This window comes from Microcoleus asticus IPMA8, assembly GCF_013179805.1.
Classification (GTDB): Bacteria; Cyanobacteriota; Cyanobacteriia; order Cyanobacteriales; family Microcoleaceae; genus Microcoleus; species Microcoleus asticus.
On the sequence record NZ_SRRZ01000063.1, the window covers coordinates 16,456 to 42,464 of the forward strand.

The 26,009-nt window shown below is 45.8% G+C and carries 25 protein-coding genes, 1 tRNA gene and 3 pseudogenes; 16 read left to right on the forward strand and 13 right to left on the reverse strand.

The annotated features are described in order from the left end of the window. Positions 1–65: 65 nt before the first annotated feature. The 4 genes from E5S67_RS17495 to E5S67_RS17510 all read left to right on the forward strand — a co-directional run bounded on the left by E5S67_RS17495 (position 66) and on the right by E5S67_RS17510 (position 4,036). Positions 66–1,949 carry a TM0106 family RecB-like putative nuclease gene (locus tag E5S67_RS17495; RefSeq protein ID WP_172189412.1) on the forward strand — a complete coding sequence of 628 codons (1,884 nt, stop codon included), beginning with the start codon at positions 66–68 and terminating at the stop codon, positions 1,947–1,949. 88 nt (positions 1,950–2,037) lie between these two features. Beyond that, the gene (locus E5S67_RS17500) at positions 2,038–3,165 is read left to right on the forward strand and encodes an esterase-like activity of phytase family protein (RefSeq protein WP_172189414.1); all 1,128 of its coding nucleotides are present in this window, start codon (positions 2,038–2,040) and stop codon (positions 3,163–3,165) included. A gap of 56 nt (positions 3,166–3,221) precedes the next feature. Further along, positions 3,222–3,295 (forward strand) — tRNA-Asp (locus E5S67_RS17505). Positions 3,296–3,373: 78 nt separating this feature from the next. Then, positions 3,374–4,036 carry a Uma2 family endonuclease gene (locus tag E5S67_RS17510; RefSeq protein WP_172189416.1) on the forward strand — a complete coding sequence of 221 codons (663 nt, stop codon included), beginning with the start codon at positions 3,374–3,376 and terminating at the stop codon, positions 4,034–4,036. 58 nt (positions 4,037–4,094) lie between these two features. Here the strand turns inward: E5S67_RS17510 and E5S67_RS17515 are convergent, their stop codons facing one another. Together E5S67_RS17515 and E5S67_RS17520 are read right to left on the reverse strand one after the other, a co-directional pair. Then, positions 4,095–4,304: a hypothetical protein gene (locus E5S67_RS17515; RefSeq protein ID WP_172189418.1), complete on the reverse strand. Its 210-nt coding sequence runs from the start codon at positions 4,302–4,304 to the stop codon at positions 4,095–4,097. A gap of 99 nt (positions 4,305–4,403) precedes the next feature. Beyond that, a complete protein-coding gene (locus E5S67_RS17520; RefSeq protein WP_172189420.1) occupies positions 4,404–4,901 on the reverse strand; it encodes a thiol-disulfide oxidoreductase DCC family protein in 498 nt (165 codons plus the stop codon). Between the two features lie 324 nt (positions 4,902–5,225). Between E5S67_RS17520 and gltX the strand changes: the two are divergent. Together gltX and E5S67_RS34450 are read left to right on the forward strand one after the other, a co-directional pair. Further along, positions 5,226–6,668 (forward strand): annotated as a pseudogene (gene gltX, locus E5S67_RS34445) (glutamate--tRNA ligase); the annotation flags it as partial. A gap of 348 nt (positions 6,669–7,016) precedes the next feature. Continuing rightward, positions 7,017–7,451: a CAAD domain-containing protein gene (locus E5S67_RS34450; RefSeq protein WP_339382899.1), complete on the forward strand. Its 435-nt coding sequence runs from the start codon at positions 7,017–7,019 to the stop codon at positions 7,449–7,451. 99 nt (positions 7,452–7,550) lie between these two features. On the opposite strand, the gene E5S67_RS17530 is transcribed toward E5S67_RS34450, so the two are convergent. The 3 genes from E5S67_RS17530 to E5S67_RS34460 all read right to left on the reverse strand — a co-directional run bounded on the left by E5S67_RS17530 (position 7,551) and on the right by E5S67_RS34460 (position 12,468). After that, a complete protein-coding gene (locus E5S67_RS17530) occupies positions 7,551–11,207 on the reverse strand; it encodes a CHAT domain-containing protein (protein ID WP_172189424.1) in 3,657 nt (1,218 codons plus the stop codon). Positions 11,208–11,364: 157 nt separating this feature from the next. Continuing rightward, positions 11,365–12,129 carry an RNA-guided endonuclease InsQ/TnpB family protein gene (locus tag E5S67_RS34455; protein WP_339382900.1) on the reverse strand — a complete coding sequence of 255 codons (765 nt, stop codon included), beginning with the start codon at positions 12,127–12,129 and terminating at the stop codon, positions 11,365–11,367. A 42-nt stretch (positions 12,130–12,171) separates the two neighbouring features. Then, entirely contained in the window at positions 12,172–12,468 is a 297-nt protein-coding gene (locus E5S67_RS34460) for a helix-turn-helix domain-containing protein (protein ID WP_339382898.1), read from the reverse strand. Between the two features lie 403 nt (positions 12,469–12,871). Between E5S67_RS34460 and E5S67_RS32525 the strand changes: the two genes are divergently transcribed. Beyond that, a complete protein-coding gene (locus E5S67_RS32525; RefSeq protein WP_216670537.1) occupies positions 12,872–13,072 on the forward strand; it encodes a hypothetical protein in 201 nt (66 codons plus the stop codon). A gap of 64 nt (positions 13,073–13,136) precedes the next feature. Here the strand turns inward: E5S67_RS32525 and E5S67_RS17540 are convergent, their stop codons facing one another. Next, positions 13,137–14,408, reverse strand: a complete 1,272-nt coding sequence (locus tag E5S67_RS17540) for an acetylornithine/succinylornithine family transaminase (RefSeq protein WP_172189426.1) — start codon at positions 14,406–14,408, stop codon at positions 13,137–13,139. Between the two features lie 128 nt (positions 14,409–14,536). On the opposite strand from E5S67_RS17540, the gene E5S67_RS17545 reads away from it, so the two are divergent. After that, positions 14,537–15,814: a RuBisCO small subunit-like domain-containing protein gene (locus E5S67_RS17545; RefSeq protein ID WP_172189428.1), complete on the forward strand. Its 1,278-nt coding sequence runs from the start codon at positions 14,537–14,539 to the stop codon at positions 15,812–15,814. Positions 15,815–15,905: 91 nt separating this feature from the next. Here E5S67_RS17545 and rbsK read toward each other — a convergent pair whose 3' ends face one another. Further along, complete coding sequence (gene rbsK, locus E5S67_RS17550; RefSeq protein WP_172189430.1) at positions 15,906–16,826, reverse strand: ribokinase; 921 nt, start codon at positions 16,824–16,826, stop codon at positions 15,906–15,908. 303 nt (positions 16,827–17,129) lie between these two features. On the opposite strand from rbsK, the gene nblR reads away from it, so the two are divergent. The 4 genes from nblR (at position 17,130) to E5S67_RS17565 (ending at position 19,678) form a co-directional block, all read left to right on the forward strand. Next, positions 17,130–17,825, forward strand: coding sequence for a response regulator transcription factor NblR (gene nblR, locus E5S67_RS17555; protein ID WP_172189432.1), 696 nt, complete (start codon positions 17,130–17,132; stop codon positions 17,823–17,825). Between the two features lie 126 nt (positions 17,826–17,951). Beyond that, positions 17,952–18,488 (forward strand): DUF192 domain-containing protein, encoded by a 537-nt coding sequence (locus E5S67_RS17560; protein ID WP_172189434.1) that lies wholly within the window; start codon positions 17,952–17,954, stop codon positions 18,486–18,488. Between the two features lie 665 nt (positions 18,489–19,153). Beyond that, entirely contained in the window at positions 19,154–19,285 is a 132-nt protein-coding gene (locus E5S67_RS34055) for a hypothetical protein (RefSeq protein WP_281363550.1), read from the forward strand. Positions 19,286–19,465: 180 nt separating this feature from the next. Then, entirely contained in the window at positions 19,466–19,678 is a 213-nt protein-coding gene (locus E5S67_RS17565) for a DUF2949 domain-containing protein (RefSeq protein WP_172189436.1), read from the forward strand. Between the two features lie 55 nt (positions 19,679–19,733). On the opposite strand, the gene E5S67_RS17570 is transcribed toward E5S67_RS17565, so the two are convergent. Both E5S67_RS17570 and E5S67_RS17575 read right to left on the reverse strand, forming a co-directional pair. Continuing rightward, complete coding sequence (locus tag E5S67_RS17570) at positions 19,734–20,891, reverse strand: pyridoxal-phosphate-dependent aminotransferase family protein (protein ID WP_172189438.1); 1,158 nt, start codon at positions 20,889–20,891, stop codon at positions 19,734–19,736. 78 nt (positions 20,892–20,969) lie between these two features. Then, positions 20,970–21,215, reverse strand: coding sequence for a DUF5340 domain-containing protein (locus tag E5S67_RS17575; protein WP_041623669.1), 246 nt, complete (start codon positions 21,213–21,215; stop codon positions 20,970–20,972). Between E5S67_RS17575 and E5S67_RS17580 the strand changes: the two genes are divergently transcribed. Then, the gene (locus E5S67_RS17580; protein WP_172189440.1) at positions 21,214–21,402 is read left to right on the forward strand and encodes a hypothetical protein; all 189 of its coding nucleotides are present in this window, start codon (positions 21,214–21,216) and stop codon (positions 21,400–21,402) included. The genes E5S67_RS17575 and E5S67_RS17580 overlap by 2 nt on opposite strands. Before the next feature lie 163 nt (positions 21,403–21,565). Here the strand turns inward: E5S67_RS17580 and trpC are convergent, their stop codons facing one another. From trpC to E5S67_RS17600, 4 genes are all read right to left on the reverse strand, one after another. After that, the gene (trpC, locus tag E5S67_RS17585; protein ID WP_172189450.1) at positions 21,566–22,465 is read right to left on the reverse strand and encodes an indole-3-glycerol phosphate synthase TrpC; all 900 of its coding nucleotides are present in this window, start codon (positions 22,463–22,465) and stop codon (positions 21,566–21,568) included. A gap of 58 nt (positions 22,466–22,523) precedes the next feature. Next, entirely contained in the window at positions 22,524–22,928 is a 405-nt protein-coding gene (locus tag E5S67_RS17590) for a helix-turn-helix domain-containing protein (protein WP_172189442.1), read from the reverse strand. Next, the gene (locus E5S67_RS17595) at positions 22,912–23,211 is read right to left on the reverse strand and encodes a type II toxin-antitoxin system HigB family toxin (RefSeq protein WP_172189444.1); all 300 of its coding nucleotides are present in this window, start codon (positions 23,209–23,211) and stop codon (positions 22,912–22,914) included. The genes E5S67_RS17590 and E5S67_RS17595 overlap by 17 nt, the downstream gene beginning before the upstream one ends. A 76-nt stretch (positions 23,212–23,287) precedes the next feature. Then, entirely contained in the window at positions 23,288–24,739 is a 1,452-nt protein-coding gene (locus E5S67_RS17600; protein WP_172189446.1) for a helix-turn-helix domain-containing protein, read from the reverse strand. 668 nt (positions 24,740–25,407) lie between these two features. Here E5S67_RS17600 and E5S67_RS34785 point away from each other — a divergent pair. The 3 genes and pseudogenes from E5S67_RS34785 to E5S67_RS33435 all read left to right on the forward strand — a co-directional run. Next, positions 25,408–25,515: pseudogene (locus E5S67_RS34785) on the forward strand (prepilin-type N-terminal cleavage/methylation domain-containing protein); the annotation flags it as partial. A gap of 15 nt (positions 25,516–25,530) precedes the next feature. Continuing rightward, on the forward strand, positions 25,531–25,719 hold the full coding sequence (locus tag E5S67_RS33430; RefSeq protein WP_246276838.1) for a type IV pilin-like G/H family protein: 189 nt from the start codon (positions 25,531–25,533) through the stop codon (positions 25,717–25,719). A gap of 47 nt (positions 25,720–25,766) precedes the next feature. Further along, positions 25,767–26,009: pseudogene (locus E5S67_RS33435) on the forward strand (hypothetical protein); the annotation flags it as partial.

Sequence of the window (26,009 nt, forward strand, 5' to 3'; positions counted from 1 at the left end):
ATTGAATAACTAATGCTGTGAATTTTATACCTTTTGCTTGATACTCTATGCCTTGCGAATACTAAATGTTAATAACTGACAAACTACTACTTTCCTATCAACGATGCCATCTCCGAGCATTTTTAGACACCTGCGGAGACTGGAAACAACTAGATCCCCCTAGCGACTTTTTGCTTAAACTGATGCGCGACAGCGCGACATACCAGCAGCAAGCTTTGGAACACGAGACTTACCAACAACCATATTATCCTAGAGGGGATTGGGAAGCCGGCGCGGCTGCTACATTGAGTTTAATGCAGCAAGGAGTCGATCGTATTTACCGAGGAGTTCTGATCCAGAGCGAATTCGGCCAAACCAACGGCCAAACCAACGGCGCAACAACTTCTCTGGTAGGAATTGACAGTCAATATTTCCCAGAATTTGGCGAACTCCCCGAAACTCCGGTTCATCTTTCATCCTCCAATCTTCACTCTTCAAACATTACCCTGATCTGCCGCCCCCATTTATTAATTAAACAGCCTGGACAATCAAAATTTGGCGATTGGAGTTATATTACTGCGGATATTTGGCTTAGCAAGCGACCAAAACAAGAGTATCAAATTATCGCAGCTTTTCACGCCCAAGTTTTAGCTTCCGTGCAGGAAACAATGCCAGAGACTGCGTGGCTGATGCTGCGAAAAAAAGGGCTGTGGTCGGTGAATCTAGACCAGCGAACTCCTCAGATGTTCGATATTTTAGACAACTGCATTCAGATGATAGAAAATCGGGATAAACCAGAGGTGTTCATTTCTCGGCAAAAGTGCAATCTTTGCGGTTGGTATACTATCTGTCACGCCGAAGCCGAATCTATTAAACATCTTTCGTTATTGCCTGGAGTTACTGCCAGCCGCTATGCTAGACTAAAAATTCTCGAAATTAATGATGTAGAATCTCTCGCTAATGCTAGTTCCGAACTGCTTGCTGAGTATCCAGAATTTCCCGACAGAGTTGCTTTTGATGTGGTGCAGCAAGCTCAATCGCACTTGCTAAATCAACCGCTGTTGCGGGAAGAAGGAAGAAGGAAGAAGGAAGAAGGAAGTTCGGCAACGGATTCTGTAACGGATGTAACGGATGTCAGCAAGAAGGAAGAACGAAAAGGGAAGAAGGAAGAAGGAAGGCACGATACGGATTTTGACACGGATACAGGGATTAACGATCGAGAAGAACGTAGAAGTGAGAATTTAGAAGAACTTAACTCATCTGAAATCGTACCAGATATTGTAGACAATATCTTGAATGAGATCGCAGTTGAAGAAGTAAAAATTAGACAAAATAAACCTGCGACATCTTCTATACCTGCGCCAATTCTCCGCAAGAAACCAATTCCCTATTTCCAATCTGTCTTTTTGCCGATCGCCCCAATCGAACTCTACTTTGATATTGAAGCCGAACCAGAGTTAAACTTGGATTACCTCCACGGAGTCTTAGTTGTTGACAGGTACAACAATACAGAAAAATTCCACGGTTTTTTAGCAGAATCAGCAGCAGAGGAAGGTGCAATTTGGGAGCAATTTTTAGAATTAATGTGGGCTTATCCCATTGCTCCTATTTTCCACTTTTGCGACTACGAAGTCAAGACTTTTAAGCGACTGGCTAAACTTTACAATACTCCAGCTTATTTGTGGAAACCCGTGCTGAAACGGTTTGTAGATATTCACAAACAAGTGACGCAAAAAGCGATTATGCCGGTGGAAAGTTACGCACTCAAACCAATTGCCCGCTGGCTGGGTTTTGACTGGCGAGATGCTAAGGCTAATGGTGCTCAGTGCGTCTGCTGGTACGACGATTGGCTCAAAACCGGCGATCGATCGCTCTTGGAGGCGATCGTCCGCTACAATGAGGACGACTGTCGTGCTACTTATGTGGTTAAAGATTGGTTGACCAATTTTTTGCTGAATCATGAGCCGTGATTTTGAGATTTAACGAACAGCGAAGGCGCGAATGGCGCGAAGGAAGAAAGGGAAAAAGTAGATAGGTAATCATGTATTTATTGGTAAAATGCGAAAGCTAGCAAAAGCAACTATATTTATTGTCTGTTTTTTCATGGCAGCAACTGTTGCTATTTGGGTAAACCAGTCAGCCAAATCTTTCGCCGTTACCAAAATAGATTTTATCGGCAGAGCAATATTTCCTACAGGTTCTCCTTTTCAGGGTACGGAAATTGGCGGACTTTCGGGCATTACTTATGATGCCGACAAACAAGTTTATTATGCCATTTCTGATGACCGCAGCAGCAAGGCTCCGGCGCGCTTCTATACTCTCAAAATCAACTTGCAATCTGGTAAGCTGGAAAAAGAGAAAATTACTTTTACTGGTGTCACTACTTTATTAGATGAAAAGGGTAAAAGTTTTTCGGAATTAAGTTTAGATCCGGAAGGGATAGTTTTTACTGGCAATAGCGTGTTTGTTTCTTCTGAGGGAGATGTCGATCGCAACATCAATCCTTTCATCAAAGAGTTCTCCCTCGATGGTAAACTGATGAAAACGCTGGCAATTCCTGAACTGTTTTTACCCGACGACAAAGGCAGTAAAGGCATCCGCAACAATCTATCATTTGAAAGTTTAACTTTAACGCCCGATCGCAAATATCTATTCACCGCTACCGAAAATGCGTTGGTTCAAGATGGCGCTGTACCTTCCCTGGAAACCGGGAGCCCGTGCCGGATTTTGCGCTACGATGCGGTGAGCGGCAATCCCGAAGCATCGTTTCTCTACATCACCGAACCGCTACCCGCTGGTGCAAATCCTGTGGGAAAATTAACTAGCAACGGTTTAGTGGATTTGGTGGCGATCGACGATAACCGCTTGCTGAGTTTAGAGCGTGCTTTCTCCCTGGAAACCGGAGTTACTGTTAAACTATTTGAGATTTCTCTGGAAAAGGGCGATCGTATTGAAGCACTCGAAAGCCTCAAAAGCCGTCTCCGCGAGGTTTCTCCCGCTCAAAAACGCCTGCTGCTGGATTTGGAAACCCTGAAAATTCCCCTAGACAACATTGAGGGGTTGACATTTGGCCCCGCCCTGGCGGATGCTAGCAGAGGTCTGATTTTGTTGAGCGACAACAACTTCAGTCCCCTGCAAGAGACTCAAATTTTGGGCTTTCAAATAAAAGTTCAAAAAACCTCTTGACAAAAGGTGAAGTTATAGGCATAATAGAAATTGTGCCTGAAAAAACGGCAAAACGAGGGACAGTAGTTCAATTGGTTAGAGCACCGCCCTGTCACGGCGGAAGTTGCGGGTTCGAGCCCCGTCTGTCCCGTTCTCTCGTAAATAGAAAGTTTAAAATACACAGTTTAAGCTTTTGGTATTTTATTAATTGAGTAAGGAGGAGCGAAATATGACCGTTACGCTCATTAACCCCTCCCCAGAAAAAACTACACAACGGGTGGTATTATCTAATATCAGTTGGCAAACTTACCAAACCTTATTAGCAGAAGCGGGAGACAAGAGATCCTCGCGTTTTTCGTATTCTCAAGAAGTATTAGAAATTATCATGCCATCAGATTTGCATGAAACTGTTAATTGTTTGTTGAAACAGTTTGTGACTACTTTAAGTGACGAATTAAAATTGAAACGCAAGGGATTTGGTTCGACGACTCTCAACCGTGAAGATTTAAAACAAGGTGCAGAACCGGATTCCTGTTTTTATATCCAAAATGTCGATCGCATTCGCGGCAGAAAAATTAACTTGTCAATCGACCCGCCACCTGATTTAATCATCGAAGTCGATCTCACCAGTCCATCTACTAATCGCTTTACTATCTACAAAAACTTAGGAGTGCCTGAAATTTGGAGATATCTCGGAGAGACTGTACAATTTTTTCAACTTCAAAACGGAGAATATGCAAGCTGTGAATACAGTGGCGCTTTTCCGATTGTTTCTTCAGGAATAATCAATCAATTTTTGCAGATGGCCGAGATGGAGGATGATACGACTATAATTGACGCTTTGCGAGTATGGGTCAGGCAGCAGTTGCGATCGCCCGATCAGGAGCAATAATACTAAACTTAATTTAACTAATTCCTTTCTCCCACAGACGATCGACTCCAAGCAGCGCTCAAAGGTGTTGGAGAATAAACGGGCGCGCTATCTGATAAGTCAAAACTAGAACGATGGGCACGAGGATCGGAATAGCCACTAACAATCCCCATTTGCCAAAGCTAATTTTTTGACCGTCCGATTTGAAGAGGACAATCACAGCGACAATTCCCATCAGTACCCAGAGGCCGCCGAAGCCAATGAAAACTGTATAGCCTGCATCTTGCATTTTCTTTCCCGCTTTTGATAGTAGTCGATCTTTAATGTTAGTTGCAGTCTGTTTCTGCTGACATCTTCTGATAGACCGATCGAACTTATTAAATATGACTCATTTCGAGTTGGGTTGGCAGCGGCCCTGACTTGCGCACTCGATCCGCTGAGTTCGATCGCTCATAATAGTTGCTAAATCCGGCCTTCCCGTCAGCATCAGCCGCCAGTCTGCCCAAATTCCGTACAGCCAATTAGCGATCGCCCCGAGCACTGGTAACTTAGTCACAGCATAAACCCATCCCATACCTAAAATCTCGTAAGTGCGGCGAAAAACCTCCACATTTTTAACCGTCGTACCGTCGGGTAATATCGCGTGAATCCGACCCATCGCCGTTTCGTAGTCGATTCCGCCGTGGGCCTCCGGGTTGTAGCCATCCTCCGCAATATCCACAAACGTCACTAAACCTCGCCCCGCGTCGCGTTTTTTTAAGAAATTAACCTCCCGCACGCACAGAGGACATTCACCGTCGTACAGCAACTCAATCTGCCAAGCAGGGGCAGCAGACTCGGGTGATGGCGCAACAGATTCGGAAAACTCAGTTTTAGCAGCAGACATAGGGAAATATATTTGAATGTCGTCGATCGCACACAAACATTTTACAAGAATTATTTGGTAGCCCTACGACAGTTATTTGTGCTTTAAAAATAGTCCCAAAGGTGAATCCAGTCTGGGCCGCCCGCAATGCTAATATCATCAAGATGCCGTCTGCTGCCTTGCCGGAGACTGTAGCCCGATCGCCTATTATCAAGCAATTCGAGGCAAACCACCTGCCAAGGACAAGTTTTAAGTCGGCAACAAAATATAATAAAATTTGAAGTCTTAAACATCAGCTATTCGCCCAACCAGCAAATCGACCCCAATCTAAAAGCAAAAATCTACATGAATGTCAGAGTCCGTCTAGCCCCCAGTCCCACCGGAAACCTACACATCGGTACCGCCAGAACCGCCGTATTCAACTGGCTGTTTGCCCGCAACCAAGGCGGCAAATTCATCCTGCGGGTAGAAGACACAGACGTAGAACGTTCTAAAAGCGAATACACCGATAACATCCTCGAAGGACTCACCTGGCTGGGTATGAACTGGGACGAAGGCCCGAGTTTTCAGTCACAGCGTCTGGAAATATACCGCCAAGCAGTCCAAACCCTTCTAGACAATGGACTCGCCTACCGCTGCTACACCACGTCGGAAGAACTCGACGAAATGCGGGAAGCACAAAAAGCCAACAAACAAGCCCCCCGCTACGACAACCGGCACCGCAACTTGACAAGCAAAGAGCGCGCAGCTTTTGAAGGCGAAGGGCGACAAGCTGTGATTCGGTTTATCATCGACGACGATCGCACCATCGCTTGGAACGACATGGTACGCGACACCGTAACCTGGAAAGGTAGCGACCTCGGCGGCGATATGGTGATTGCCCGTGCATCCAGCGGCGGCGTCATCGGCCAACCACTCTACAACCTCGCCGTAGTTGTCGATGACATCGACATGGGCATCACCCACGTCATCCGCGGCGAAGATCACATCGGCAATACTCCGAAACAAATATTGCTCTACGAAGCTTTGGGCGCGACAATCCCAGAATTTGCCCACACGCCGCTGATTTTAAACTCCCAAGGGCAAAAGCTTTCTAAACGCGACGGCGTAACCTCGATTTCTGACTTCAAAGATATGGGCTACCTGCCCGAAGCTTTAGTTAATTACATGACTTTGCTCGGTTGGACTCCGCCGGATTCAACGCAGGAAATATTTACACTGTCGGAAGCAGCAGAATTATTTACATTCTATCGAGTCAACAAAGCTGGTGCAAAATTTGATTGGGATAAACTCAATTGGCTTAACAGTCAATACCTGCACAAAATGCCAGTGCCGCAATTGACAGATTTGCTGATACCTTATTGGTGGCAGAAAGGCGGTTATGAGTTTGATTCGGAGGCAGACCGCCCCTGGCTCGAACAAATAGCTGCTTTAATCGGCCCGAGTCTCGTTCGCTTAACTGATGCTGTGGATATGTGTAAGGTATTCTTCTCCACCACGGTGGAATACGAAGAAGAAGCACTCGCACAGTTGCAGCAAACAGGGGCTGCACAGGCTTTACAAGCAGTTGTAGAAGCGATGGAAAGTCATTCCTCCCTGACATCAGCGGAAGCTCAGAAAATCACTAAAAAGCTCAGTAAAGAGAAAAATCTTAACAAAGGGCTAATTATGCGATCGCTCAGAGCCGCTCTGACAGGTGCAATGCACGGCCCCGACCTGATAGAATCTTGGGTAATCCTTCACCAGCGGGGGACGGCTAAAACCCGCTTGCTTGATGCCATTAGCAACTTGAATTTGCCGGCTGTTGGTGTCGCGGCCGAAACTCCTACCCCAGAACAGCAAAACGCGGAAACTGCAACCGAAACTTCTGTCGCACAACAGCCGGCAGCGTCCGTTTCACCAGCCGAAATACCAACTTCAGCACCAGAGCTTTCAGCAGTCGAAATATCGGCTCCTGAAGCAGTGGCGGCGCCCGTTTCAGCAGTCGAAATACCGACTTCAGAAACAGGCGAAGTGTCGGCTCTTGAACCAACCGACGGGGAGGTTGCAGCAGTCGAAATACCGGCTCTTGAAACAGCAGCAGCAGCAGTTGAAATACCTGCCGCCAACCAGCAAAAAACTATTGCGAGTGGAGAAATGACTTCATCAAACGAACCAGAAACAACCGTTATCATCACCGACATTCCTGCCGGAAATGAAGCAGACAGTTCGCTCGGTACAACAAAAGTTATAATTACCGACGAACCGCCAAGTCAGACCCAGCAGATCAAAGAACAAATTATCTCAATTTTGTCCGAGTTTCCCGCTTACATCGGCAGCTTTTACGAGCAATACAAAAGTCCCCTGACTGTTATCGGTGTAATTGTAGCCTCGATTATCTCTTTGAAAGTGCTTTTGGGGATAATAGATGAACTCAACGACATCCCCCTGCTAGCACCCACATTCGAGCTAATTGGTATCGGATACACCGGGTGGTTTATCTACCGCTATTTGCTGCGATCGTCCAACCGGCAACAATTAGGTCAAGAAATTCAAGCCTTGAAAGAACAAATTTTAGGCAAAAAATCCTAAACTTTTGCTGTAATTTGTTGAATTATTACCCGACATTGACAACTTTAAATAAGTTGTTAGTGTCGGGTTTTTAAATGACTAATGACTAATAATTGATAACTAAACCCCAGCAGCAGTAAAAGCCGCCCAATAATAAGGATTGGCAAAAGGATAAGGTTTGCGGTTGCGGATTTGCTGCAAAGAAGCCTCCGCAATCAGGCGAGAACTTTGAGAAAGCCGATCGAACATTTGCGAAATTTGAGGTTGGAAATCCGCCAGCAACACCTCCAATTGCTCGCCAGTCAAATCCCGCAGCCACCTTTGAGCGTCCGCCAGCGCGATCGCCGCATCTCCCACCTGCAACCTAGGAAACCGTCCGAGATTTTCATAAAACTTGCTCGTCAGCAGCAGCGTAGAAACATCGTTCACTTTCCAAAGACTGCTGACCACACTAGACGTGCCAGCATACAACAAGCCCGCCGACAAACCGACAAAATCTCCTCCAGCACCGCTAACTCCGCCGGCGGCAATTTCGCAACCCGATAAAGTAACTAAAAAATATTGCCGAAAATCCAAATTAAAAATTTCCTCCAAACTCAGAGACTCATTCCTAAAAAACACGCCAGATTTCAGCGGCAAAGCCAAATTCAGCAAACTCAAACAAGAAAAATGAGCACATTTTTTCTGCTGCAACTGCCCTATTGGCTGGGGGAAATCCTCATTATTAGTAGACATTCCTAGGGAAAAAGCCTCTTTAATTGCGGGCTTCTGGCGCACAACTTCTGCACTAGAAAAATACTGGGAAATATTGCCGATTTCAATGTTGCTGTAGAACGAATCTCTGGTGAAAGTTGGAACTGCCAAAAGGTGTTGCAAACGGGGTCTGTACCGACCAATAGCTGCTTCGCGCGCACTTTGTCTCAACAGCAATAGCTGACAGCTAGGAGCATAGCGAATTCCTCCAGCAAATCGATCGATCAAATAAGCAGCAGGCGCTGGAACCTCGCCCAAAGCCGAACTTTGAGCAAAATCCGAAACGCTGTGAGTCTCCAGATCGAAACCGCTGCGATCGCTCAACCCAGACCTAAAAATTCCCCCGCCGTCCTCAAACCCGTCTCTCACCCCCAGAGGCAAAGCGTGGAGCGGCAAAGCGTGCAAAAATCGGTGCGGCACAAAAATCAGCCGATCGCAATTCTCTGGAATCAGCGCCACCACTCGATCGATTTCCAGCAGCGCGGCCAAGCGTTTGAGGCGAGCCGGGAGATGATTGATCCAGCGACCTTTTTGTTCGGAATAAGCGCTGAGATACTCCTGGGCCCAACTTTCGGCAGCCAAAGCATTTGCCGGCGAACACAGGTGAACGGCCGGATATTGTGCACTCTTGACCACCACAAAAGCAACTAGCACCTCCCCCAAACTCCCCCACACCACAGCAGCACAATTGGCATCAGGCAACAATTGGCGAATTTGCTCGAAAGCGATCGGTTCAACTTTGCGAGCTAGGCTGAAGAAAGGGTCGTTTGCCTGCACCTCCCGAGCAATCAACCCATCAAACTGCCGCCACAATTGATTTAAGTACACGAAGTCGGAGTTCGGGAGCAAACAAGCGCTGTTTAAACCTTGGCTGTCGCCTTCTGAAATCAAGGTAGTGCTCGGCTCGATCTCTCGCTGTTCTTGGTGCCGCTGTTCCCTGGCTATTTCAAGTTGCAGCGACTCCAACTCGCTTCGCACCGCTGCGGGAATTTCGGCTTTCGGAGTCAAGTGGCATTTAACAAGTAGTTCTACCAAATTCCGATTTTTGTGGCGTTCGGTGTATTCCAGGGCCTTAGCGCAATACTCAGGTTGGCTGGCGCCGAGATCCAGGCAAACTTGCACCAGGCATTTATAGAGTCCAGCCCAGGTGTGGGTTAATTTGACTTTTGCGGTGCTTGTCACATCGCCCAAATCGGTCACATCAACCTCTGGTTCGGATCGCAAGAATTCAACAGTATCGACAGCAGCAGTAAAAACGCCGTAGGCGCGAAGCAACTCGCCTCGAACTCGGTAAGCTTGACCCAAATAAAATAAAATTTCAGCCCAGCGGTGAGGATAGGTTTCGCGAGTGTAGACTTCGGCGGCACGGTGATAGCAGCCGATCGCACTTTCCAGGTGGGACGAGTTTTCCGTCTTCGTCAGTTCGGAAAAAGCCCTACCGAGATAAATTTGCAGCATTGCCCAGCGCTTGGGAGATCCCTGTCTGGTGTAGACTTGGCCGGCATTTTGATAGCAGGCGATCGCGCTTTTGAGGTTGCGGTTTTTTTCCCCTTTCAGGTGTTCGCAGAAAGCGCGGCCGAGGTAGGCACACAGCATCGCCCAGCGTTCGGGAGATTTTTGGCGGTTGCAAAACAGCAAAGCATTTTGATAGCAGGCGATCGCCATTTCCATATTTTCGGCTTTTTCCCCTTTCAGCCGGCGACTGTAGATCCTACCGAGGTAAGTTTGGATCGAAGCCCAGGCTTCTGGAAATTTGATGCGGGTGTAGACTTGTAAAGCATTTTGATAGCAGGCGAGCGCCATTTCCACATTTTCCACGGGATCGCCTTTGATGCGATCGATAAACACCCTGCCCAAATTCCTTTGAGTCGTCGCCCACTGCAGCGGAAAAGCTTCCTGAGTCCGCACTTGCAAAGCTCTCTGATAGCAGGTAACCGCGTATTCGAGATTTTCGGCTCGGTTGCCCCGCAGGAACTCGCAGTAAGCATTTGCCAAATTATTTTGAGTCGTCGCCCAGCGCCGGGGAAACAGCTTGCGGTTGTAGACTTGCAAAGCATTGTGGTAGCAAGCGACAGCCAATTCCAGATTTTGGGCTTTGCTGCCCCGCAGGCGGCGGCTGTAAGCGCGGCCGAGATTGTTTTGAGTGCTCGCCCACTCTTCCCCGAAAGTTTCGCGGGTGCGAACTCGCAGCGCGTTTTGATAGCAGGCGATCGCCTGTTCTAGATTTTCTGCCGGATCTCCCCTGAGGCGCTCGCTGTAAGCGTTGCCCAGATTGTTTTGCAGCGTTGCCCACTGTTCCGGGTACTGTTCGGGAGTGCGCACTTGTAGGGCATTTTCAAAGCAAGCGATCGCCTGTTCGATATTTTGAGCTTTATCACCTTTGGGGCGATCGCTGTAAGCGTTGCCCAGATTGTTTTGCATCACCGCCCATTCTTGGGGAAAGTCTTTGCGGGTAAACACCTTAGCAACTGTTTCGTAACCGGCAATTTCGATTTCCAAGTTATTAGCCTTGCTGCCGAGGGGAAACCGCCCAATTTTGTTGCTCAGATTGCCGATTAAAGCTGCAATGCGCCTTGTCTCGGATTCTTTGGCAGCAGAAAACACCAAAGTAGCCCAGTGGCGCAGCAGTTCTGCAAAATTCTGGTCGAGTTTGTCTAAATTGTTTGTCAGCAGCGAGTACAGGTGCTGCGAATCAGCGCCGCGCGCCACTGCCTGCAATACTTCTGCTAAAAAAGTCAGATATGCTGCCCCGGTTGCGGGCAATTTATAATTGCCCTTTGCAGCTTCTAAGGGTGCGATCGCCTTTTGGAAAAATTTTGCAGCTTTCAGCAAACTTTCTCGCGTCAGTGCCGGTTCTTCCAAATAAAGCGTTTGCACGAACCCAAAGTCGATCGACTTTGGGTTCGTTCTCAAAATCAAATCTATTCCTGAGTCCCCAGGATTTTCCAGCAGCGCTTGGAGCATATTAACATCTGTTTTGCGACGCTGTTCGTCCATCGTGCATTCCGCCAAACTATTAACCATAGGAGCGCTGCTTCCGTGCAACCAAGTGAACTACCCACCGCTAAATCGGAATACCGAATATAGTAGGGGCTTATGTACTCATAGGCGAGTGCCTCAGCTTGGACTTTCGTCTCAGCTTTGGTCTTACCTCGCCTTCTAAAGCAGAGACGGCTGCACCTTACGCCTTTAGTATAGTGATATCTTCTGCTATCATACTTATCGCTCCGTTCGCCTCCCGATCGCGATGATCGGTCGCACAGTTAGGACAAGTCCATTCCCTCGCATCTAAGGGCATCTCGGTCATTTGATGGAAACAATTAGAATATAGTTTAGAACTGGGAAACCATCTATCAATCTCAAGTAAGTTCCCGCCTTTGCGTTCCAACTTGTAGGCTAAGAAGTTGGTAAAAGTTCCCAAACCTTCATCTGATATTGGTTTCGCCAAATTTGGATTGCCAACCATGCCCAATACATTAAGGTTTTCTACTATGACTGCGAGGCTATCGCTGACCAATTTATAACTAAGTTTATGTATAAAATCTTGCCGCGAACTCTCAACCCGTTCGTATACCTTGGCAACAACTTTTCTATATTTGTACCTAGAATTACTTCTTGTCTGCTGGCGCCTTAACTTTTGCTGCTGGCGCTTCAAGTTCTTCTTGTGCTTGGCAAAATGCTTGGCATTGTCATGTTTAGATACTTTTTTGCCCTCGTTGACAATACCAAAGTGTTTCAATCCTAAATCAATGCCATAAATCCTACCTTCTTTTGTTGTCTGGTTCTCACCCTCAATTTCACTCTGTATAGATGCCAGATATTTCCCTGAACAATTTTTACTAATAATTAATGTCTGGATTTTACCCTCAATTAATTTATATATTTTGGTTTTACTATTCCAATACTGCCGAGAATCTTGACATTGTTTCCTCCAAAATAGGAGGATCGACGATACTTAAATGACTGTTTTCCCTCCTTAAATTTGAATTTAGTAAACCCAGCAAATGTATAAAAAAAAATTGTAGGTCGCGGTTAAGGTAAGCGCATTAGCTGGCAAAAATTGGCTGCAACACTCATCTAACCATGCACTGCCATCGGATTTTTTAGCAATAAAAAGTGTGTTGAGCCTGGAGCAGCAAAGTTTTTTACGAGTTGTCTTATAAACTTCAATTGATTTATTTAGACCAGAATTCCACCACCAACGCGCACAACCCAAAGTGGGAACTAATTGTATGTGTTGATTTTGGGTAGGATATAAACGAACTTGGATAGCTTTGTGTAGCAATCAACATCACCTCTTTGGTTCTTCTATTCTCTCACAATATACAGTTGATGAGCAAAGAATTACGGAAAAATTGGGTGACGGCGATTGCATTTTTCCTCTCTTGAAAGCTGTCCCAATAATTGCTCAAAGATGCAATGGTCGTCACCCGCCCTTCCCACTAAACGGAGTAGGGTGATAGTGGGAAGCCCGCAAAATAGTTAAACCAGGATTCACAAGTCCCAACAGACACGCGGATAGCGCAACTAGCACCTAGAATCACTAATAGTATTATGTTGCGCGCTGCTATTAAGTAAAATCCCGGTAAAAAGCGCCGTCAGTCTGTCGGGGCGGTTTTCATATCGTTTCCGGTTGCATCAATATTGTTCAAATATCCAAATGTCCAAACAGTAAACAGTCAACACTCATGAGGAGTGCAACCGGAATTGATATCACAGACAGTTATAAATTTAACAAACCCGCCCCGACAGATTTGCAGCGGGACGGGTTTACTTTTACCCCGATCGGACTTACGCTAAGAAACCCGGTTTCTGGGAAACTCTTGGGTTTAGTAACGAGAAATCTCGAAAGAAACCCGGTTTCTGAGGAAGAGTGTGTCCTGGACTAAGTGAGTTATCTAGGATATGGCGCGAGATTCAGCGCTACAGCTAACAAAAATCAACTAACTAGATTTACTGTACCGCTTGAGAGCGCAGCGCTGATTCCACAGCCAGCAGAGCTCGATCGACTTCAGCGGCAGTGACAATCAGCGGCGGGACAAACCTCAGCACTTTCGGCCCTGCGGGAACCAACAAAACTCCTGCGGCGATGGCAGATTTGACAATATCAGCGGATGTAAGTTCGATGTCAGCCTGCAATTCCATCCCAACAATCAAACCCCAGCCGCGCACTTCGGCAATTAAATGCGGATATTCGGCCGCCAACTTGTTGAGCCCTGCTTTCAACTGTTCCCCGCGCTGCTGCACGTTTTCCAGAAGGTTTTCCCGTTCTAAAGTTTGGCAAACGCACAAAGCTACAGCGCAAGCAAAAGGATTGCCGCCGAAAGTGCTGGCGTGGCTTCCCGGTTCAAATACATCGCAGGAAGATTTGCACAGCATAGCGCCGATCGGGATACCGCCGCCCAATCCTTTCGCAGACGTAAAGATATCCGGTTCAATGCCGAGGTTTTCGTAGCCCCAGTATTTGCCGCTGCGTCCCATCCCGACTTGCACTTCGTCGAGAATGAGCAAAATGCCTTTTTCGTCGCAAATTTCCCGAATTCGCTGGAAGTAGGCGATATCTCCGGGGCGAACTCCGCCTTCGCCTTGCAGCGCTTCCAGCATAATTGCTGCTACTTGGCGTTCGTCTTTGTCGAGTTGGTCGATCGCACTTTCGATCGCACTAATATCGTTGTAGGGCACGTAGTGAAATCCCGGCATTAAGGGACTAAAACCCTTTTGGTATTTAGGCTGTCCCGTGGCCGTAATTGTCGCTAAAGTCCGCCCGTGGAAACTCGCAACAGCGGTAATGATGGTCGGATTCGAGATATTTAATTTTTCGTGCGCGTACTTGCGGGCGAGTTTAATTGCTGCTTCATTAGCTTCCGCACCGGAGTTGCAAAAGAAGGCTCTGTCCGCGCAAGAATGGTCTACAAGCCACTTCGCCAGCTCGCCCTGTACGGGGATGTAATAAAGGTTAGAAACGTGGTGTAGGGTCTGAATTTGCTGAGTTACCGCTGCAATCATTGCCGGGTGGGCGTGTCCCAGAGTGCAGGTAGCAATACCAGCCACAAAATCGAGATATTCGCGGCCCTCGGTATCCCAAACGCGGCAGCCCAGGCCCCGTTCTAGGGCGATCGCAAAACGCCCGTAAGTTGTCATTACATAGCTGTCGAAGCTCTCAGAACTGAAGGGACTGGCTTCGGCTTGCACGGTTGGTTCTTTTAGTAAGGTTTCTGGACTCACGAATCGCTCCTTAACACATAATATGCAGACCTCGATTGTACGGTAAAAATCCAGGTTAGCGGTGCAGGCTGTTAGTTTTGTCATAAAATCATAACAGTAACAACAATTAATCCCTCACAAATCTACTGATGAGTTATTACATTTCTCCTAACTTTCTCGATAAAGTTGCGGTGCACGTCACTAAGAACTTTTTAAATTTGCCCGGGGTAAGAGTTCCCCTAATTTTGGGAATTCACGGCCGTAAAGGAGAAGGCAAAACTTTTCAAACCGAACTGGTTTTTCGGCGGATGGGCTTTGAACCGGTGATGATATCTGGTGGGGAATTAGAAAGTCCGGATGCAGGAGATCCGTCGCGTTTAATTCGCTTGCGCTACCGGGAAGCGGCGGAGCAAATTCGCGTGCGCGGCGAGATGTGCGCTATCTTTATTAACGATTTGGATGCTGGTGCTGGCAGGTTCGATACTACTACTCAATATACTGTCAATACTCAGATGGTCAATGCGACTCTGATGAATATTGCTGATAATCCAACTAACGTGCAGTTACCGGGAAGTTATGACAGTACGCCGCTGCACCGAGTGCCGATTATTGTCACTGGAAATGATTTTTCTACGCTATACGCGCCGCTGATTCGCGACGGGCGGATGGAAAAGTTTTATTGGGAACCCAGCCGGGATGATAAAATTGGGATTGTCGGGGGAATTTTTGAGTCGGACAAATTGTCAAAAACCGATATTGTGGCGTTAGTGGATAATTTTGCCGATCAGGCGATCGACTTTTTTAGTGCTTTGCGATCGCGCATTTATGACGAACAAATCCGCGAATTCATTCACAAAGTAGGAATCGAGCGAGTTTCCAAGCGTTTGGTAAACACTTTGGAAGCAGCGCCAGATTTCCACAACCCGAATTTCAGTCTCGCTCATTTAATAGAAATGGGCAGTTTGATGGTGGGCCAACAAAAGCGGATTAAGGAAATGCGCTTAGTAGATGAATACAACCAATCGCGGCTGTTTAACGTTAAAGGAACCCCCAATGCCCCTGCTGCTGCGCCAACGCAAAGTCAATTAAACGATCCGTCATCCAAATATTATAAGGCTTACGATGAGCCAAGTTCTGAAGGTGGTAACGGTCATGCAGCGCGACTGAGTTCCGAGGTATTAGAACAAGTAAAACAGTTGTTAGCAAGAGGCTGCAAAATTGGTATGGAATATGCAGATAATCGCCGATTTAAAACTGGTTCTTGGCAAAGTTGCGCGACGATTAACAGTGCACAGGAAAAAGATGTGGTTGCATCTTTAGAAACTTGTTTGGCGGAACATGGCGGCGAATACGTGCGACTGATTGGTATCGATCCCAAAGTCAAGCGGCGGGTAGTTGAAACAATTATTCAGCGGCCAGAAAAGTAGTTCAATTAGGGTGCGGAATGCCCACCTGAAAATTCCAGTAATGCGCGCTTGAAAAGTTAACGTAGGGTGCTCTTCGGCGCACCTTACAAATTTAAATTAAATTATCCAAAAATTTATCAAAAGTTGCCCGATCGGGCATAGCACCTTGAGCACCCACTTTAGTTGTGCACAGAGCGCCCGCTGCAGCGCCCCACCGCACCGCCTCTGACAAGGACAGACCGGCATCTAATGCGGAGGCCAACCCGCCGTTAAAAGCATCGCCAGCAGCCACAGTGTCGATCGCCTCCACAGCAAAAGCCGGTACAAAAAACGTTTCATCCGCAGTAACAGCAACAGCCCCGCGATCGCCCAATTTGACAATAACATTCTTGACACCGCGCTCCTGCAAGTGTTTGGCCGCTACAATCGCTGTTTCCGTGTCATTCACCCGAAAACCGACTAACTGGCCCGTTTCCACTTCATTCGGCGTGATAATGTCAATTAGCGGATAAAGTTCCAGTGGCAAATCCGCCCTAGCCGGTGCTGGATCGAGAATAACTCGCACCCCCGCTTGACGAGCAGCTTTCGCAGCTTTCTGCACAACTTCCAGGGGAATTTCTAACTGTAATAGCACAGATGTAGCTGCTGTTAACAGTTTTTTGAGACGTTCTAGATCTGCTTCAGCGACATTGTTATTAGCGCCCGGAATCACAATAATATTATTTTGACCTGTCTCGTCTACAGCGATAATTGCCACTCCTGAATGAGTGTTTGGGTCTATTAATACATTGTCTGTATTTACACCATAAGATTGTAGATTTGTCAATAATTCTTCAGCAAATTTATCTTTGCCGACGCGACCGATGATGTGGGTGGAAGTGCCGAGACGGGCGGCCGCGACGGCTTGATTTGCTCCTTTGCCGCCGCCGGCTGTGAAAAAACTGCTACCGATGATAGTTTCCCCTGGCTGCGGCAACCGGGGAGTTTTTGCTGCTAGGTCGATGTTGATACTGCCGAATACGATAATGGTCATAATTTAAATTGGGAATTGGGCATGAGGCATGGGGCATGGGGCCTTATAGAATTGGGAATGGGTAATGGTAGCAACTCGCAAATAACCCATAACGAATAGACATCTCCCATAATTATCGTGGAACAGGCAGGATGCTTGTTCAAATCCTGCTTTTAGGAGAAAAGTCTAATAACAACAAATAACAACAGTCAACGGCCAAAAAACAACAGCTAACAGCCAACAGTCAACAGCCAACAGTCAACAGCCAACAACCAACGGCCATCAAACGTGCTAGAACAGTTATGGTCTCCACCGGTCAATTCAATGGCTGCAATTACTCTCGATCGCAATCCCTGTGTCCTGCTAGTTGAAACAGACGAAGTTCTCGCCGGACACTTGAGTCTCGACTTAAAATCCTCCGGCTACGAACCGGTAGTGGCTTCTAATACCGCCACAGGCCAACATTTAGCTCATGAATTGCAGCCAGCTTTGATTGTAATCGATCGGATACTTGGTCCTGAGTCGGGGCTGTCACTGTGTTCTTACCTCAGAAGTATTGGCAATCGGGTGCCGGTGCTGCTATTGGTCGGTCGCGATACAGTTGACGATCGCGTAGCTTGTCTGGAAGCTGGCGCCGATGATTATTTTCTCAAACCTTACCGCACTGAGGAGTTTTTGCAGTTGGTGCGCTTGTATTTGCAGCCGGATAACACCAGCAACGAACAATTGAGGTTTGGCGATTTAGTTTTGGATTTGGCCTCTAGGCGGGCCCTGCGCAACGGACGGGCGATCGACCTGACGATGAAGGAATTTGAGCTGCTAAAGTATTTGATGGAACATCCCCGCGAGGTTTTGACTCGGGAACAAATTCTGGAAAATGTTTGGGGTTACGACTTTTTGGGCGAGTCGAATGTGATTGAGGTTTACATCCGCTATCTGCGCCTCAAGATTGAAGATGAGGGCGAAAAGCGCTTGATTCAGACGGTGCGCGGTGTTGGCTACGTGATGCGCGAATCTTGAAGCAGTCTGTTGACTGTTGACTGTTGACTGTTGACTGTTGACTGTTGACTGTTGACTGTTGACTGTTGGTTAGTTCCTATGTCCAATTGCCAATTCCCAATCTAAAATCTAAAATCTAAAATCATTATGAATTATTTAGGTAATTTGCTGAGTATTGCGGTAATTCTATTTTTGCTGGGATGTTCGCCGACTTTACCTGTTGCTAATACTGGTGCTACTGGTATTTTGGCGTCGCAGTCTCCGACGGCGACAACATCGGGTCAAGTGCTGCCTGTTTCTGCTAGAGCTCGGATAGCCGATCGCCCGTTAGCGGAGTCATCGAAGAGGATTGAACTCGAAGTGGCGAAAACTGTCGAACAACAGGCTATGGGTTTAATGTACAGAACTTCTTTGCCGGATGACAGAGGAATGCTGTTTGAGTTTAAATCGGCGCGGCAGGTCAATTTTTGGATGAAAAATTGCAAGATTTCTCTGGATATGATTTTTCTGCGGAATGGGGTGGTTGAGGCGATCGAAGTTTCTGCACCTCCTTGTACTGCCGATCCTTGTCCTACCTACGGGCCCAACACTGTTGTCGATCGAGTTATTGAACTCCGGGGCGGGCGAGCTGCTGAACTCGGTGTCAAAGTGGGCGATCGTATTGAAATCGAGTTTTTCCAGTAAAACTACGGATTGTTTCAGTTGGCGATTGTATAGGGGCTAGAAACCTGGTTTCTTGCGATATTTCTCGTTACTCAACCCTAAATTTCCTAGAAACCCGGTTTCTGAGGTCAACCTGCCTCAGCGAACTAAGTTTTGAGGTTGTAGTCTGAAACCCTTATTCTCCGGTTGGCAATCAAAAAATGTCCAAACTGTTGTTCTAGTAAAACCTGCACGCCAACACAATCCCCCGGTTTCCATCCCCCAGAGATCCGCCTGCCTTCGGAATACCCGATAAAATTTAGAAACTTTACAAATATTGATTAAATTTGTTAAAATTTTAATGTAAAATTCAATACAAACACCAACAGATTTGCTACGATGTCGATCTCAGCCAGTCTGGAGTTGAGCTTGTTTGCGGAAGCTGTAGATAGTTGGTCGCGGGTATGAGACGAGTCAGCGATTCGTTACCAATCCTGAGAGACGATACTCAGCCTCAAGAGGTAGCTGGACGAAAAGAAATTCTCTGGGACTTCTGAACTTCGAGCTAAATCTACTAAACCTATCGGAAGTAAAATGCTACAAGCCAAGTTATTTGGCAAAGTTAACTTCTGGTAGCAGGTTGGGGTTGAATCGAAATATCTAACCAATGTTTCGGAAGTAGATTTGCGGATTCTGCATTTGGGCAGATGAAGTTAAACTCTGAACCTGGTTTATTAGTTTTAGGTAGCAGAATTTATTCCGATTCGCGCTGCAAAGATGCCGAGGTATTCAGTTTAGATTCGATCGCGCTGGCAGCAGCAAAAGTGCAAAACCTTTAGCTTTTTGGAAAAGGTTGGCTTTATAGTCGCACTCAGCATTACATTTGGCAGTTTCAACTGCCAATACTGTTAAAACAGTTATCGACGGTTACAAGACAGATTTAAAACTGGCTTATTACTAATCACAAAACATCAGGTTCCCATTAGAAAATGGTGTCCTATACTTAGAGGTGAAATCAGATGGCATCCGCTACATACACTCGATTAATTCGATTTTTACAAGAAGATTTGGCAATTTCTCCCGCGTCAATTGCTGTCGCCGAACGTGGCGGTGACAAACAGCGCCAGCGCGATAAAGACCCGAATTCCTTGCCGATGGTTCTGTGGCAATACGGTTTAGTCACTCTCGAACAGTTGGATAAAATCTTTGATTGGTTATCCGAAGCATATTAAAAGGATTTTAGATTTTAGAGAGAATCCAAAATCCAAAATCCTTTAACAACTGAGATTAGGATTCAGCCAAGAATTTGGCAGCAGCGGCAACGCCGGCACCAGGAGTATAGCCTTCATGGCCCAATTCTCGCAAAACCGCCTCTAAAGAGGAAATTGCTGCTAGGATATCGCGATCGGACACAAAGCCCAAATGGCCGATTCGGAAGATTTTACCTTTCAAATGGTCTTGTCCGTCGGCCAGAGCAATGTCAAATCTTTTTCTCATCAACGTCCGCACTTTTTGAGCATCTACCGATTCGGGTGTCATAACCGAGGTAATCGCAGGGCTGGCGGCATCGTCAGCGGCAAACAAGGGCAAACCTAAAGCTTTTACAGCAGCGCGAGTAATTGTCATCAACCGTTTGTGCCGGGCGAAAACGTTTTCTAATCCTTCGGCTTTCATCATCTGCAATGTTACTTGCAGCGCAAAAAACATATTGACCGGCGGAGTAAAAGGAGTGGTATTTTTGGCAGCTTCTTTGCGGTATTTGCCCAAATCTAAATAATAGCGGGGCAGTTTCGCAGTTTTGTAAGCTTCCCAAGCTTTGGGACTGACGGCCACAAAACCCAAACCCGGGGGAATCATGTAAGCTTTCTGAGAACCTGAAGCAATGACATCGATGCCCCAAGCGTCCATCGGAATATTCACAGCGCCTAAGCTAGTGACAGCATCGACCATAATTAAAGCTTCACCGTGGGCTTTAACGTGGCGGTTGATGGTTTCGAGGTCGTTGAGGACGCCGGTGGAGGTTTCTGAGTGGGTGATGATGACAGCTTTGATTTGCTTCTCTGTATCTGCTTCGAGTTTTTCGCGGAAGTGTTCGGGGTTTAAAGGTTGGCCCCACTCAGCTTTAATAATTTCGGCGTTTAAACCGTAAGCTTCGGCAACTTCAGCCCAACGTTCACCAAATTTGCCGTTAGTACCGACTAAAACTCGATCGCCCCCACTCAGGAAATTAATTATCCCTGCTTCCATCGCCCCGGTACCGGAAACGGTTAAACTCAGCACGTCGCTGCTGGTTTGGTGCAACCATTTGAGATTTTCGGTACATTCTGCAAAAATCGCGTCAAATTCCTTGCTGCGGTGACCCATCGGGTGTTTTGCCATCGCTAACAATGCCGCTTCCGGCACCGGCGTCGGGCCGGGAATCATCAGCATTAATTTGTTGTCCATGATATTGTCCTAACTTTTCCTGTGGGAGTTATATAGAATAAATCAAATACGATACGTCACGTCGCTACTCTAAGTTTTTTAACTTTTAACTCCCTTGTGGTTAATTTCATTTAGAGACCAGCGATGTTCTACCGCTAAGTTCGATCGCTCGCAGCTTTGTTCTAATTGCTTTTGAATGGCAAGGGCTTTGCGCAGGGTAATAATAAGTTGGTGAACTTGTTGCTGCTGCGGCGATTGTGGACTGACAGCAAACATCGTTTTGCGTTCTAACAATTGAAGTAGCAATTCATAATGAATGTACGAAGGAAGGGGGATTGGCTCCATGAAAGCTAACATACCTCAGCGAACCGACACCCCATTGCAATTGCATGAGGCATCACAGGTGAACATTAGATGCCCGATTGTTTATTTGTTTTCTCACCGTACAAAAACCCCTGCTTTGCCGATCGAATATTCGGGGCTGGGTGCGTTGGACACGCTAAATCTTGCGATCGACAGGCTTACAGAATAGATTTAATTGCTTTCTGGCAAAATATTTCTATGCAATGTAGCTTTGAGTGCTATTTCTTTTTTACAGTAGCGCTTGAGTCGATGCAGGCTAGAAATTCTCATTATTTACCTACTTAATCACTTTTTATCAGAATTAAGGGTTGCTTGTCAAGCGGTCTCGCCTTTCACAGACCCGGATGCGCTTCCACAAGGGAGGCTAAAGCGACGCCTGGATCGGGCTGTTTGACCAGAGATTCGCCGATGAGGACGGCTTCTGCTCCGGCGCTGGCAAGTTGAGTTAGGTCGTCGGGAGTGTGGATTCCTGACTCGCTGACGATGAGGATGCCTTTTGCTTGGATTTCGGTTTGGCGGGAGGCTAATAGTTGGCTGGTGGTTTCTAGGCTGACGGAAAAGTCTGCTAGGTTGCGGTTGTTGATACCGATCAGGTTGACGCCTTCTAAGGTTAATACTCGATCGAGTTCTTCGAGAGTGTGAACTTCTATTAAAGCTGTCAGGCCCAAAGTCTTGACAATTTTGACAAAATATTGTAAATCTTTGTCAGATAGAATGGCGGCGATTAACAAAACAGCATCAGCGCCGTGAATCCGGGCGAGATAGATTTGGTAGGGATAGATAATAAACTCTTTGCAAAGCAGGGGTAAATCGACGGCGGCACGGATTTTAGCTAGGTTTTCAAAGCTGCCTTGAAAGAACTTTTCATCGGTGAGTACGGAGATGCAGCTAGCGCCGTTTTGTTGGTAAGCTAGGGCGATCGCCACTGGGTCGAAATCTTCGCGAATTACGCCTTTGCTGGGGGAAGCTTTTTTGACTTCGGCGATGATAGCGGGTGTGGTTTGGCCGTTTTTAAGGGCGGCAAGAAAGTCGCGAGTAGGCGGTGCGAAGGGGAGTTTTTTGTGAAGTTCGGATAACGGGGTGCGATCGCGCTTTTGGGCCACTTCAGCTTCTTTTTGCCAGACGATTTCTTCGAGGATGTGCTGGGGTTCGGCGTCGGGTACGGCGATTTGGTAGCTGAGGTAGAGTACGGAGACTGATGTGCTGGGGGGACGACGGCGGATTTGAAGCATGATAGGGGGATAAAGGGCGATCGTAACAAGTTTCAACGTATTATATAATGGTTTACGATTAATCAAACAGAAACAAACCCGGATTTACATGAAAAAAAATTCCCAAAGCCTCAGCTTGTTTTTTGCTAATTTCTAGCTGACCGTTAACGATTTCAGTTGCCGTCTCAACTGTGCCAAGAATTTCTACTAAATCTGCTAGTTCTAAACTTCTAGCATCCATTAAATTAAGAAGTCTTGAGTGGGGACTTGAAGCATTCAGTTGATAGTGAATTTCTTCATAGTCCTCAATTAGTTTGACTAAAAGTTCTAAGAGAGTATCTTCTTCGGGACTTAGATTTTTCCGAGAGAGCAAGTCTTCAACTATTTCTAAAAAAGTCTCGTTTTCATCTTCATTTTTGATAATTCGAGGTTGATATTGAGATAGCAGGCTGCTGTACCTGTCGGAGTCAAAAGTAAGGGTCATTTTTCCAGTTTTCTTTGTCATATTCTGCATTAGTCAAAATGTACTTGATATAAACAATCTGCTTTTGATAGTTAAGACTTACGATTAAGCGATAATTATTTCCTTTGATATTGAAAATTGTAAAATTTCCAACTGCTTCAGCTTGAGGATAAATAGTTTGAACTTCAATAAGTTTAATCCAGTTGGCTTGACTAGCAATCTTGTACCAATCATCGAGGGCTTCGCAGGAATCAGCATGATTTTGGCAGTAGTCTCTTAATTTTTTGCGGCTGATAACGTGCATTGAGCGATCGTTCAGATGTTTGGCAGATACCTAATTCTATCAAATTTAAGTGCGAACGGCTAAAACCCCAATTTTACTAAAAGGGCGATCGGGCTTCTTTTTCTATGTTTGGGCGGGAATAGTTAGTTTTGACATACTCTTTTAGTACGGGTGCAAGGGTAAAAAATGTGCGATCGCCCTCCTGGATTTTTTCAACTAATGAACGCCGCCCCAAGGATTGCATAACTTTCAAAAATTGCGATCGAGATAATTGCAGATTCTCTGGCACTTTTGAGAGGGAAACTGGCGCGGTTTCACTCGCTAGCCATGACATTACCTGTTTTTCTGACTCGGATAAGCGATTAAATGGCTGATGCAGTAAAGATTCTAAATCACCTAAAAATAGTGTATCATCCGACAAAAATTCCGATAGGCTGCCGTTAAATAAATCTTGAATCATTGTAGCAACTATTTTTAACCACAAGGGATTGCCGCTGTATTGTTCAATTAGTTCTGACCATTTTTCATGTTCAGCTAAACCTTTTTCTCTGATAATTTCCCCCGCTTCAGCACCTAAACCATTCAGTTGTAATGAGCGAATTGGCTGGTTTTTGCCTTCTAATGCGGCGATTTCTCTGGGCTTTTCCGAACAGATCAACACTAAACAACTATTGTGAGATAATTCTCCTACCTGTCTGAATAGTGTGCCGTAATCTTCATATCCAAGTTGGTAATTGCCAGCGAGTTGTCCGCTGCTATTTACCATTTGTACGTCATCGAGTATCAGCAGACAGCGGTATTTTTGCAAGTAGTCCAGTAGGGACAATCCCCCTGCGATCGCCCCTTCCTCTGGGGCGGGCACGCCGTCGGCATTTGGGGCGGACACGGGGGCACAGCCCCTACGGAAAGATTGAATGATACTGGTTTGAAGTATTCGCAGTGGTGGAGATGTGGCGAGACTTCGCCAGATGATGAAATCAAATTCATGTTTGATTTGTTCGACAAGTTGGGCGGCGAGTGCTGTTTTCCCAATGCCGACTATGCCGTGTATGGCGAGTAGGCGGGTGTTTTCGTGTAAAATCCACTGTTTGAGGGTGGTGAGAGAGGTGGTGCGATCGTAGAAGGTGAAGATTTTGGGTGCGTCGCTTAAGTCTAGATGGGATTGAGTTGGGGTTTGTTGCAGGTTTGGGGGAGATGCGGGCGATCGATTATTCATAACTTCTGAGCCTTGTATGTTACCAGTGCAAAAATTAATATTACTAACCTTTGTAAAAGGTGATGAACTAATAGATAAATAAGACCTTTGCAACGTACGTTTCAAATTAGATTTATTAACTTCTTGACCTAAAGCATTGGAAATAATTTGCCATAATTCCGAGGCGACATTTCTGACATGGCCTTCGGTACAATGTTCGTCTTCGGCAATCTCGCTATATTTTTGACCATCCAAGGTTCCTTTCAAAATGCTCTCTTGCAGGCGATCTATATGCTTACCCGTCTCTGAAAAACATAGACTATCTGTAAACTGCAATATATCTTTTAAGTCCATTGCTTTAATTTGTCAAGGATTTATATCATGTTATCACAAATATCTGACATTGGATGACATTAGCAACAGTAGATGACATTTGCTGATATTTGGGCTGACTAAATTAGTTACTTATTCTGACATATTGTAATTGGCATTTCTAAAATTTTAGTTGAATAATATTAATATAAAGTGTTCAAAGCTTAATTGTTTAAATAGGAGACCATAATTGATGATAAAACCAGCGCAATTTAGTAAAATAGCGATGGCTGCCTTAGTTGGTAGTGTAGTTCTTTTTTCTCACACTCAGCCTGCATCGGCTGGGTGGTTTACAAAAGATGAATACCTAGGTCGCCTTTCGACAGGAGACAATTGTAATTATTGGCGAGCACAGGGAAGACTATGTATGCCTACACCTCCTGATGCGAATAAGCTTTGTCAATGGAGATATGGTGGTAGCAATGTATGGGGCCAGTCTGTTTGGTTGAGTTATGACACAAAGTGTTACCGTTGGCGATGGTTTTGGCAGTAATTTTACCTTCATCTTGTCGCGGTTAACATTCTTATGGTTGTTAGTCAATCAGGATAAACACCAATATCTATAAGGCTGAAAAAGTTCCTACTACGAACATGGGCTTCCAGTAGGAACTCTTTGTGCCTAGTTAATTTTACTGTTTAATTAAGGTAAAATGGAATATATATTAAGAATTTTTTCTCGGCTTTCTCGCAAGCAAAACTCAGGTTTTACTCTAGTAGAGTTGTTAGTCGTTATCATAATTATAGGTATTCTCGCTACTATATCTATGGGGGGTATGTTGAAATTTATAAATAAAGCTAAACAAGTAGAGGGGATTACTTACGTTAATACTTGTCAGAAAAAACAACTAGCTTACTATGCTGAAAATACTCAGTTTACCGACTCCGTAGAACTACTGGGATTGCCCAAGGAAACCAACAATTACATTTTCAAAGTAGATATAGCGATCGCAAATGATTTGTAAATCATAAATAATGTATAATGAGGATGTAAACCTAAGTAGGAGTTGAGATGTCCCGAGAGAAATCGTCAGACAAATTCAAAGAAGATGAAGCCCAAGCTTTATTAGAACTCGAAAATTTTATTGCCGGCAATCCCGACCCAAGAGAACTAAAAAGAGCTTTAGCTGTTCGGATGCTAATTGAAGGGATATGTCGCGAAACTATAGCAATCCTAAATCAGTTGCAAATTAATCGGGCTTCACTAATCATGATTAAGTTGGTATTAATTCAGTTTTTTCAACAAAAAAGTTAT